The sequence below is a fragment of the Actinoplanes sp. NPDC024001 genome, assembly GCF_040638955.1.
Lineage (GTDB): Bacteria > Actinomycetota > Actinomycetes > Mycobacteriales > Micromonosporaceae > Actinoplanes.
Genome location: NZ_JBEZZB010000248.1, coordinates 1 through 10620 on the forward strand (window position 1 = coordinate 1; position 10620 = coordinate 10620).

9 protein-coding genes are annotated in these 10620 nt (G+C 71.6%); 3 read left to right on the forward strand and 6 right to left on the reverse strand.

The genetic code is table 11. From position 1 onward, the window contains the following. Positions 1 to 654 (forward strand): LamG-like jellyroll fold domain-containing protein (locus tag AB0F81_RS47795; RefSeq protein ID WP_360210495.1); only part of this gene is annotated, 654 nt, incomplete at its 5' end. 112 nt (positions 655 to 766) lie between these two features. Here the strand turns inward: AB0F81_RS47795 and AB0F81_RS47800 are convergent. The 4 genes from AB0F81_RS47800 to AB0F81_RS47815 form a co-directional block, all read right to left on the reverse strand. Further along, positions 767 to 979, reverse strand: coding sequence for a hypothetical protein (locus tag AB0F81_RS47800; protein WP_360210497.1), 213 nt, complete (start codon positions 977 to 979; stop codon positions 767 to 769). 274 nt (positions 980 to 1253) lie between these two features. Beyond that, positions 1254 to 2294 (reverse strand): cobalamin-dependent protein, encoded by a 1041-nt coding sequence (locus tag AB0F81_RS47805; protein WP_360210499.1) that lies wholly within the window; start codon positions 2292 to 2294, stop codon positions 1254 to 1256. Next, on the reverse strand, positions 2291 to 4006 hold the full coding sequence (locus tag AB0F81_RS47810) for a PP2C family protein-serine/threonine phosphatase (protein ID WP_360210501.1): 1716 nt from the start codon (positions 4004 to 4006) through the stop codon (positions 2291 to 2293). Before AB0F81_RS47810 ends, AB0F81_RS47805 begins: the two co-directional genes overlap by 4 nt. A gap of 114 nt (positions 4007 to 4120) precedes the next feature. Next, complete coding sequence (locus tag AB0F81_RS47815; protein ID WP_360210503.1) at positions 4121 to 4894, reverse strand: exodeoxyribonuclease III; 774 nt, start codon at positions 4892 to 4894, stop codon at positions 4121 to 4123. 277 nt (positions 4895 to 5171) lie between these two features. On the opposite strand from AB0F81_RS47815, the gene AB0F81_RS47820 reads away from it, so the two are divergent. Continuing rightward, positions 5172 to 5807, forward strand: a complete 636-nt coding sequence (locus AB0F81_RS47820) for a hypothetical protein (protein WP_360210505.1) — start codon at positions 5172 to 5174, stop codon at positions 5805 to 5807. A gap of 10 nt (positions 5808 to 5817) precedes the next feature. Here the strand turns inward: AB0F81_RS47820 and AB0F81_RS47825 are convergent, their stop codons facing one another. Beyond that, positions 5818 to 8151: an EAL domain-containing protein gene (locus AB0F81_RS47825; protein WP_360210507.1), complete on the reverse strand. Its 2334-nt coding sequence runs from the start codon at positions 8149 to 8151 to the stop codon at positions 5818 to 5820. Between the two features lie 88 nt (positions 8152 to 8239). Beyond that, positions 8240 to 9109, reverse strand: coding sequence for a universal stress protein (locus AB0F81_RS47830; protein WP_360210509.1), 870 nt, complete (start codon positions 9107 to 9109; stop codon positions 8240 to 8242). Between the two features lie 182 nt (positions 9110 to 9291). Between AB0F81_RS47830 and AB0F81_RS47835 the strand changes: the two genes are divergently transcribed. Beyond that, a complete protein-coding gene (locus tag AB0F81_RS47835; protein ID WP_360210511.1) occupies positions 9292 to 10575 on the forward strand; it encodes a citrate synthase in 1284 nt (427 codons plus the stop codon). Positions 10576 to 10620: the final 45 nt, after the last annotated feature.

Consider the following 10620-nt stretch of genomic DNA (forward strand, 5'->3'; position numbering starts at 1 on the left):
GTGCCGGCGCCCGCTCTGGTCGCCCGGTACAACTTCGACGGCGGCGCCGTCGCCGGCCGGATCTCCGAACTCTCCGGGCGCGGCAGCGCCCTCACGATCCGCGGCGCCGACAACGGCGCCATCGCCTTCCCGGCGATGGGCGCCGGCCGCTTCGCCGCCTTCCCGGCGCCGTGCGCGGCCACCGCGGCCACCTGCGCCAAAGCGATCATGGAGGCGCCCGACGACGCCGACCTCGATCCCGGCACCCGCAACTTCCGGTGGGCCGCGACCGTACGGCTCACCCGCGCCCACCTGACCGGCTCGGCGAACGTCCTGCAGAAGGGTGTCGCCACCGCTGACAGCCAGTGGAAACTCCAGATCGGCGGCCCGACCGGCCGGGCACAGTGTGTGATGGTCGCCCGCGGCAGCGGCCAGACCTTCACGGCGCTGTCAGCACGCCCGGTGATCGACGGAAACTGGCACCGCATCGTGTGCGAGCGCTCCGGCACCGTGCTGACGGTGTCGGTCGACGGGGTGGCCGGGCAGCGGGTCACGGTGCCCGCGACGATGGCGGTGGACAACAACCTGCCGATGCGGGTGGGCGGGCCGAACTTCGCCCGCAACGCCGACATGTACCACGGCCAGATCGACGACGTGTACGCCCAGCTCGGCTGAGTATCCGGCTCCAGCTCTGCCGGCGGGCGCTGCCCGGAAGCTGTCCAGCCCGGCCGGAAGAGCAGGATGCCCCGGCGTCCCGAGGGGGACGCCGGGGCATCCGCAACACCGATCAGCTGCGCCGGAACGCATAGCTGCGGCCTCCCGCAGCCCCCGCCGCCCGGCCCGACCGGGCGCGGCCCGACCGTTCGCGGGCCGCCTGCCGGCCGTCGCGTGCGCCGTGATGGGCGGCGCCTTCCGTGGCCGGGCGCTGTGCGGCGGAGCTGCCACCCTGCAGGGCGGCGGCGATGTCGTTGCGGGTGATCTCGTCGAGGTTCAGGTTCACAGCGAAACGCTTGGCAGGCAAAACAACCTCCTGGCGGCTTCTTCGATTGCGGGAATGCGCGACGAAGGCCGAACACGAAAGGGGGTATGCCGAGAGCGCGAAAGATCAAGCAAGAGCGCGACGGCACCCGGCGTCGGTCGGCCATGGGCAGACTTCGAACGACGCGCCACCTGCGCGGGCCCGATCGGATCGGGGCGGCGGCAGGGGCGGACCGGGGTGACCATCACAGCATGGCGGCAACGGTAGTCCGTCCCCGGATCCCGCCGCCACCCATTTATTTCGTCAGCGTCGTGTCCAGCATGGCGATCGCCGCCGGGAAGTCGACGAGCTGGTCACGGATCAACCGCAGCCCCGCTCGCAGCGCGGCCGTGGGCACCCCGCGAGCGGTCAGCACCGCGTCGGTCCAGTCGACGAAGTCGGTGAAGATCTGCTCCTCGCCGACGTAGAGGGCCGCCGCCAGGAAGTCCGCGATGTGGCCCAGGTCCTCGGCGGTCGCTTCCAGCTGGCTGTGGTCGTAGTGGTGAGCCACCGGATAGGCGGCCGGCAGCCGGCTCATCGCGGTCGAGATCAGCTGCGGGCGGGAGCGGACCAGGTGGGTGTACTCCTCGTCGCCGAGGAAGCTGTCGGCGTCGATGAACGGCACGTCCGACACGTACGGCGGGGGCCAGTCCTCAGCCAGCCGGGTCACCGCCTCCTCGCCCGTGGCCGCCCACGCGTCGGCGCCGAGGCGCTCGGCGTACCGGCCGCCCGGGCCGAAGCCGCGCCCACCGGCGATGACCGGCACCCCCGCCGCCCGGCACGCCGTGATCGCGGCGTGGGCCCGCGGCAACCGGGTCGGGATCATGCAGCTCAGCGCGACCGCGTCCGGACCGGTCTGGTGCAGGTGGGTGATCAGGTGCCGGCCGGGCACGCTGGCGCCGAGGAAGTCGACCCGCCACCCGTCGAGGTGCAGCAGCTCGGCGAGCATCCGGGCGGGCAGCCCGTGCCATTCGCCGTCCACGCAGGCCAGGGTGATCCGGCCGCGATGCGGCCGGGTGGTGGTGCGGGCCGCCACCACGGCCAGCACCCGCTCGTTCACCGCGGTGGCCGCGTGCTCCCGGGCGACCGACCACTCGTTCGCCGCCCAGAGTTCGCCGACCCGGCCCTGGCTGCGCCCGATCAGGTCGACGATGACTCGTTGCGGTGCCGTCCCGTCGTCGAGCAGGGTGGTGGCCACCTCGATCGCGCCCCGTTCGTCGCCGTCGCCGATGAGGCTCAGGTAATGGTCGGCGAGCCGGGGGTCGTGCAGCGGCAGCGGGTGCGCCGGCGCGCTCATGAGCGGGCCCTGGTCCGCCGGTCACCGCCACGGGCAGCGACCACGAAGGGTGAGGCGTTGGGGACGCCGCCGCCGCGCAGGCTCAGCGGCGGGCGGGCCGGCGCGCGCACCGCCAGCATGGCGATGTCGTCCTTGTTGCCGCCGTTGACCCAGTCGGAGACCAGCTGGCGGATCCGTTCCACGGTCGCCACGCCGGGCATGCCCTGGCACTCGCGCAGCGCCGCCCGCAGGCGCGCCTCGCCGTACTGTTCGACGCCGGTGGGGCCGCCGCGTGCCTCGGTGAGGCCGTCGCTGTAGAGCAGGCACAGCTCGCCGGGGGCGAGCTCGATCTCGGCCGGGTGGACCACGGTGCGCCGCATCACGCCGATCAGCGTCCCGCTGGTCGGCACCTCCTCGACGGTGCCGTCGTTGCGCAGCACCAGCGGCGCGGGATGCCCGCCGGTGGCGAGTTCCAGCCGGACCCGGCCGTGCTCGGCCCGCTTGATCGAGCCGACCACCATGGTCACGAACCGGTGCTGGCGGCTGGACTGCAGCAGCGCCTCGTTGAGCACCCTCAGCATGGCTTCCGGCCCGGCCTGCACCAGGCGCAGGGCGCGCAGGGTCTGGCGGACCTTGCCGGTCAGCACGGCCGCTTCGGGACCGGTGCCGCAGACGTCGCCGAGGGCGATCACGGTGTCGGTGCTGTCGCCGGCCGGGCCGAACACGTCGTAGAAGTCGCCGCCGATCCGCAGCGCCTCGCGAGCGGCCTGGTAGGAGCCGGTCAGCTCGAACCCGTCCGGCTCGGGCAGGGTCGGCGGCAGCAGGTCGGCCTGGAGCACCGCGGTGGTGTCCACCTGCTCGCGGTAGAGCATCGCGGCCGAGATGGCGGCGCCGGCCCGGGCCGCGAAGACGCGGGCCAGCAGCTCGTCCTCCGGGGAGAACGTGGCGTTCGCGCCGCGCCGGGCCAGGATCAGGGCGCCGGCCGGTTCGGCGTTGCCCGGCAGGGGAGTGACCAGCAGCGCGCCGATCGGGCCGAGGTCGGCCGGGAAGAGCCAGCCGGGGATCTGCGACGCGTCCAGCCAGCGGCTCGGGATGGGCGGGAAGCCGCCGAGCGCCTCCACCAGGCCGGGCACGTCGGTGAGCAGGTCCTCCCGGAGCGTGCCCTCCTCGGGGGCGCGGTCCGGGACCAGGCGGGTCCAGGCGCTGTTGCGCCGGCTCGGCGGCAGGACCACCACGGCGGCGTCGGCCAGCTGCGCCACCGCCAGCTCCACAGTCGTACGGGCACAGCGCCGCACATGGAGCGAGGCCGACAGCCGCCGCCCCGCCTCGGCGAGGAACGCCGTCCGCGATCGCTCGACCTCGAGTGCCGCCTCGCGCTCGCTCTCCTCGGTGTGATCGCGCAGGAACCAGGCGTAGTGCCCGTCGTCCAGCTCACGCCGCATCCCGTAGACGCAGCGACCCTGGTATTCGCAGCGGAACGAGTCGGAGCCGTCGGTGGTGGCCTGGCTCAGGGCCGGCAGCGGCATGGCGTGCAGGTCCTGCCCGGCGTGCAGCCCCGGCACCAGCCGCCGGGCTTCCTCGTTGGCCAGCAACACGGTGTGCTCACCGGCCGCGCAGAGCAGCATGGCCTCGGTCGCGGCTTCGAACGCGGCTCGGAGCAGGTCCGGTGCGAATGCGTCCGGAACCGTAGGCGCCAGCGGCTCGCCGGCCCTCGCCGGCGTACGCGCTGTCATGGTCGCCTCCCGTCTCTCCCCGCCGATTTCAATGACCGCTCAGCGTTCAGGATCGACCCCAGCCTACGGGGTCCTCCCGCGTACCGGGCATCCCGCGCCGGGGTTCCCGCCGATTCAGTCCCGCAGGTCGACCACGATGGGAGCGTGGTCGGAGGGCCCTTTCCCCTTGCGGGCCTCGCGATCCACCACGGCATCCGTGACCCGGGCGGCCACCTCGGCGCTCGCGTAGACCAGGTCGATCCGCATGCCCTTGTTCTGGTGGAACATTCCGGCCCGGTAATCCCAATAGGTGAAGGGCCGGTCGCCCTTGAGCGGCCGGGCCGGCACGTCCCGCAGGCCGATGTCACGGATAGCAGCGAGGGCGGCACGCTCCGGTGGGGTGACGTGGGTGGAGTTGACGAACAGGGCCGGGTCCCAGACGTCCTCGTCGGTCGGCGCCACGTTGTAGTCGCCGGCCACCACGAGCGGACCGGCGGCCAGGTCGGGGATCAGCGCGGTCCGCAGCGCGCCGAGCCAGGCCAGCTTGTAGGTGTAGTGCGGGTCGTCCGGGGTGCGGCCGTTCGGCACGTACACCGACATGAACCGGATGCCGCCGCAGCGCGCGCTGATCGCACGGGCCTCCTGGTCGGGGTAGCCGGGCTGGCCGTCGAAGCCGCGGCGGACGTCGTCGAGGCCGATCCGGGAGAGCACGGCGACGCCGTTCCAGCGGCCCTGGCCGTACGCCGCGGTCTGGTAACCGAGATCGGCGACCTCACCGGCCGGGAACGCGTCCTCGGCGACCTTGGTCTCCTGCAGCAAGACGACGTCCGGTGACGTCGCGGCGAGCCAGTCGAGCAGACGGGGCAGCCGGGCCTTGACCGAGTTGACGTTCCATGTGGCGAAGCGCATCAGCACAGCCTGCCGCAAAGGGCGGGCCGGCGCGCAGTTCTACCGGCGGCGGGTCGCGGCGAGCAGGGCGGCTCCCAGACCGCCGGCGAGCGTCAGGAGCAGCGCCACCATCCAGAGGATGCCGGCCTCGGCTCCGATCAGCGCTGTCATCGCCCCTCCATCGGCTGTGACGTGGCCTACCCAAGGATCCCCGCGAGCGAATAATGCCGGAGTTGCCCTCGCGGCACCAGTGCTCCTGACAGGTTTGTCGGGAGACGCAATGTGCACGGGGGCGACGATGCGAGTGGAAGTAATGCCGGAACTTCCGGCGGAGATGATGGACGAGGCCTGGGACTGGTACCGGGACACCTTCGACGAGTTGCGCTACATGGCGGCGAACCGGCATCTGATGTACCGCGACGAGTTCGACGCGCTGATGGCCGACAAGCGGGCGGACAAGTACCTGGCGCTGGACGCCGAGGGCCAGCTGGTCGGGATGGGCGTGCAGACCACCGATCTGGAGTCGGTGCCGCTGATCTCGCCGGACTACTTCGAGTACCACTGGCCGGAGCTGTTCGCGCAGCGCCGGCTCTTCTACGTGACCTTCGTGGGCTCCCGCAAGAGCGCCCGCGGCGCCGGCGTCTTCGTCGCCCTGCTGCGCGCGATGTACGCGCCGATCGGCGAGGTCAACGGCCGGGTCTTCGTGGACATCTGCTCCTACAACGAGGAGCGGCACGCCCTGCCCCGCATGATCGCCATGATCCTGAGCCGGGCGGCGGGCCGGGCGCAGCCGACCCGGCTGGACGCCCAGTCCTTCTGGATGTACGAGTTCCCGCCCCCGCACGTGCCGGTTCGCGACGAGCGGCGCACCGGTTTCCGGGAGCGGCGGCCCGGGATGGACGAGCGGCGCGCCCACCTGCGCGACCCGGAGTGACCGGAGGGCCTCAGTCGGGGCGGCGGTGCCGTCCCGACAGGCCCGCCGCGATCGCCGGGGCGGCCGGCGCCGGCATGATCGCGGTCTGCCGCCACCGGTGCGCGAACTCGCCGGCCGGCACGGCCGCGCCCCACAGCCAGCCCTGGCCGTTGACGACACCGACCGCGTAGAGGGCCTCGCGTTGCAGCGGGGTCTCGACGCCCTCGGCGATCACGCTGAGCCCGAGCGCGTGACTCATCGCGACCACGGCGCGGACGATCTCGTCGTCCTCGACGTTCACCCCGAGGCCGGTCACGAACGAGCGGTCGATCTTGACCCCGGTGACCGGGAACCGCCGCAGGTAGCCGAGCGCGGAGAAGCCGGTGCCGAAGTCGTCGACGAGCAGCTTCACCCCCAGCTCGCGCAGTTCGAACAGGACCCGCGAGGTGACGCTGGAGCCGTCCACCATCACCGACTCGGTCATCTCCAGGGCGACACACTGCGGCGGCACGCCGTAGCGCAGCATCTCGCCGGAGACGATCAGCGGCAGCTCGGGGTCGCTGAGCTGGCGCGGCGAGACGTTGATGGACAGGTAGAAGTCGTCGCCGACGACGCCCTCGGAGCGCCACACGCCGAGCTGGCGCAGCGCCTCCTTGCGGACCCAGGTGCCGATGCTGCCGATCAGGCCGGCGTCCTCGGCGATCGGGATGAAGGTCATCGGCGGGATCGGCCCGCGTTCCGGGTGGACCCAGCGGACCAGCGCCTCGGCGCCGACCGGCTGGCCGGTCTCCAGCCGCACGATCGGCTGGTACGCCACGTGCAGCTGGTCGTCGGCGAGCGCGGCCCGCAGCGCCACCTCCAGCTCGATGCGCTCGCGGACCTGCGCGTGCATCGAGGTGTCGAAGATGGTGGAGCGGCCCGGGCCCTCGTCCTTGGCCCGGTACATGGCGGTGTCGGCGTCGCGCATCAGCGCCTCGGCGGTCACCGCGGCCCGCGCCGGGTCACCCTCGGCGTGCGAGATGCCGATCGACGAGGTGATCACGACCTCGGTGTCGCGTACCGGGAAGGGCCGGGCGAAGCAGCCGCGGATGTCGTCGACCAGCCGCAGGGCCTCGCCCTTCTCGCCGATGAAGGCGAGCAGGAACTCGTCCCCGCCGACCCGGGCCACCGGGATGCTCTTCGGCACCGCGGCGCGCAGCCGCCGGCCGACCTCGATCACCAGTTGGTCGCCGGTGTCGTGGCCCCACGAGTCGTTCACCCACTTGAAGCCGTCCAGGTCGAGCATGTAGACCCAGACCCGGTCGTGGTTCTCCGTCTCGGCGATGGTTACCAGGCGCTCGATCTCGGCGGACATCGAGACCCGGTTGGGCAGCGAGGTCAGCGGGTCGTGGGTGGCCTGGTGCTCGGAGCGCAGCTGGGCGGCGACCTGCGCCTGCACCGCGAAGGTGGCCCGGAACAGCAGCAGCGCGACGATAACCGCGCCGGTGCCGGCGATCAGCACCCGTGCCGATTCGACGCGCGTGTGGTTGGTCAGCAGCAGCACGAACGGCATCGCCAGGGCCGGGGCGAGCAGCACCAGGCGCGGCCAGGACCAGGCCTGCGCCGGCGGCTTGGCGGCCCGGCTCATCTCCACCACGGACGGGTGCAGGGCGGCGACGCCGAGGGCTGTGTAGGCGAGCAGGAACGGCACGTTGAGCAGTGGCGAGGCGTAGATCTGCCCGTCGATGCCGACGATCGCGTACGCGGCGTCGCCGACGAGCATCAGCGTCATCATGGCGATCAGGGCGATCAGGCTGACCGGCCAGCTCTTCGCGGTGAACGTCAGGTTCACCACCAGCAGCAGCACCACGACGTCGAGCAGCGGATAGGTGCCCTGGATGATCGAGAGCAGGGCCGGCCGGCCGGGCACCGCGGCGGCCGGCATGGCCAGCAGCACGGTGCTGGTCAGGCCGCCGGCCAGGCCCACGATCAGCCCGTCGATGACGGCGTGCCGGTCGAGGCTCTCCCGCTTGCGCAGCAGGATCGAGATGAAGACGGCGAGCAGCATGTAGCCGCTGAAGCTGGCGACGTCGGCGAGCAGCGGCCAGGGCATGGGCTGCTCGGTGACGGTGGGCCGGATCAGCACACCGATCAGGAAGAACAGCGCCGCGGCCCCGATCAGCAGCCAGGCGGCGGGCGGCTCGGCGCCCCAGCGGCGGGGACCGCCGAAGCAGGCCGCGATCACGGCCACGCCGAGCACGACGAACGAGACCGGCGCGACGGCCGACGACGAGAAGAACGTGTACAGCGCCGTGGCGAGTACGCCACCCACGGCCATCAATTGCCAGAGCCGCCGGGCGACCGCGGGCGGGAGAAGGGATAGCACCGGGCATTCCTCCCGTTTGCCCGAAGACCTATGTCGGGACCAACGGTAGCAATCCGGGCACTCCGCGATCGTGACTTGAGCGAACTGCTCAGCCGCGAAGGATCTTCGAGGGCCGTCCCGGCGGCGCCGGCACCCGGCGCGCCGGCATCCGTGGTCCGTGCACGAAAACCGCCGGCACGGTGGCCCGGCGCAACACCTCGCCGGCCACGCTGCCCAGCCGGCCGCCGGCCCGCGCGCCGCGCGGCCCGAGCACGATCAACCCCACCCGGCGCGAGGCCCGCACCAGCGTCTCGGCCGGCGCCCCGATCAGAACCCCGCGGCGTACGGTGGCGAGCTCCGGCATCGCGGCCAGAGCCTCGTCGAGCAGCCGGGCGCCCGTGGCCTCGGCGTCCCGCCCACCCTCGCGCACCACGTGCGTCACGTGCAGCGGGCTGCCGCGGCGTTGCGCCTCCTCGGCCGCGAAGCGCAGTGCCAGCACCGAGTAGGCCGAGCCGTCCAGGGCGGCCAGCACCGGGCCGGCCGGCGGGCGCGGGCCGCGCGTCACCGCGACCGGGCACCACGCCTGCGACACCACCTCCAGCAGCGGGGACCCGGCCGGCAGCCGGCCGTTGGCGGCCAGGGCGTCGCCGCCGACCACGAGCAGGACGGCGCCCCGGCTGAATCGCAACAGCACGCGCCCGGGCGGTCCATCCACGAGTTGACCACGCGCGTCGACGCCGGGTGTGGAACGCTGGGCGATGGCGACCGCCTCACCGACGACGCGCGAGGCGGCCCGGCGCGCCGGGGCGTAGTCGGTGCCACCGGCTCCCGGCCGCGGATCGGGCCAGGTGAAAGCGTGAACGACGTGCAACGAACGCCCACGGGAGAGGGCCTCCCGCGCGGCCAGCCGGATGGCGGCCGCGCTGGCCGTGGACCCGTCCACGCCCACCACGACGGGTCCCTGAGTCGGGATCTGCATCGGTTCGACCTCCGCTCCCGTAACCGTGTCGCAATATACCGACCATTGTCTATGGCGCAACGGTCCATACGTACTGGTGACCAATGCCTCAACAGCCAGCCACCTGATGACCCATTCAGGTTGAGGGTTTACGGTGAACGGCAAAATCTTTGGGACATCTGCCGGTGAAGTGAGGGAAATACATGACGGATGTCAAGCTCGACCACCCCGGTGGCCAATTGTCGATGGCGGTCCGCAAGGCCGTCGACGGGCCGGGCGGCATCGACGTCAGTGCTCTGCTGAAGGAGACCGGCTTCGTCACCCTCGACCAGGGGTTCGTGAACACGGCGTCGACCACGTCCGCGATCACCTACATCGACGGTGACCAGGGCATCCTCCGCTACCGGGGATACCCGATCGAGCAGCTGGCGGAGAAGTCGACGTTCCTCGAGGTCTCGTACCTGTTGATGAACGGCGAACTGCCGACCGCCGCCCAGCTGCGCGACTTCGCGGACAAGATCCGTGTGCACACGCTGCTGCAGGAGGAGATGCGCACGTTCTTCTCCGGTTTCCCGCGGGACGCGCACCCGATGGCGGTGCTCTCCTCGGCGGTGACCGCGCTTTCGACCTTCTATCAGGACGCGCTCGACCCGCTCGACGAGGAGCAGGTTGATATCTCCGCAATCCGCCTGATGGCGAAACTTCCGACGATTGCGGCGTACGCCTACAAGAAGTCGATCGGCCACCCGCTGCCGTACCCGGACAACTCGCTGGATTATGTCGAGAACTTCCTTCGCCTGACCTTCGGCCTGCCGACGGTTCAGTACAACGTCGACCCCAAGGTCGCGAAGATCCTCGACATGCTGTTCATCCTGCACGCCGACCACGAGCAGAACTGCTCCACGTCGTCGGTGCGGCTGGTCGGCTCCGCCCAGGCGAACCTGTTCGCCTCGGTCTCGGCCGGCATCAACGCCCTCTCCGGCCCGCTGCACGGCGGCGCCAACGCGGCGGTGCTCGAGATGCTCGAGCAGATCCGCAAGGACGGCGGAGACGTCAACGCGTTCGTCACCCGGGTGAAGAACAAGGAAAAGGGCGTCAAGCTCATGGGCTTCGGCCACCGGGTCTACAAGAATTACGACCCGCGTGCCGCGATCGTGAAGAAGGCCGCGCAGGAGGTTCTCTCCACGCTCGACACGCCCGACCCGCTGCTGGAGATCGCATTCCAGCTCGAGGAGATCGCCCTCTCCGACGACTACTTCATCTCCCGCAAGCTGTACCCGAACGTCGACTTCTACACCGGCCTGATCTACAAGGCCATGGGTTTCCCGACGAAGATGTTCACGGTTCTCTTCGCGATCGGCCGGCTCCCCGGCTGGATCGCGCAGTACCGCGAGATGATGACCGACCCGGCCAACAAGATCGGTCGCCCGCGGCAGATCTACACCGGCGCGCCGGTCCGCGACTTCGTGCCGCTCGACCAGCGCTGACCACCGCTGAGCGCAACGCCCCGCAGGCCGTGAAGGCCGGCGGGG

Excerpts from the sequence above, each read along its gene's own strand:
- AB0F81_RS47805 (WP_360210499.1), bottom strand. The coding sequence starts at position 2,294 with ATGAGCGCGCCGGCGCACCCGCTGCCGCTGCACGACCCCCGGCTCGCC.
- AB0F81_RS47810 (WP_360210501.1), bottom strand. The coding sequence starts at position 4,006 with ATGACAGCGCGTACGCCGGCGAGGGCCGGCGAGCCGCTGGCGCCTACG.
- AB0F81_RS47815 (WP_360210503.1), bottom strand. The coding sequence starts at position 4,894 with ATGCGCTTCGCCACATGGAACGTCAACTCGGTCAAGGCCCGGCTGCCC.
- AB0F81_RS47820 (WP_360210505.1), top strand. The coding sequence starts at position 5,172 with ATGCGAGTGGAAGTAATGCCGGAACTTCCGGCGGAGATGATGGACGAG.
- AB0F81_RS47830 (WP_360210509.1), bottom strand. The coding sequence starts at position 9,109 with ATGCAGATCCCGACTCAGGGACCCGTCGTGGTGGGCGTGGACGGGTCC.
- AB0F81_RS47835 (WP_360210511.1), top strand. The coding sequence starts at position 9,292 with ATGACGGATGTCAAGCTCGACCACCCCGGTGGCCAATTGTCGATGGCG.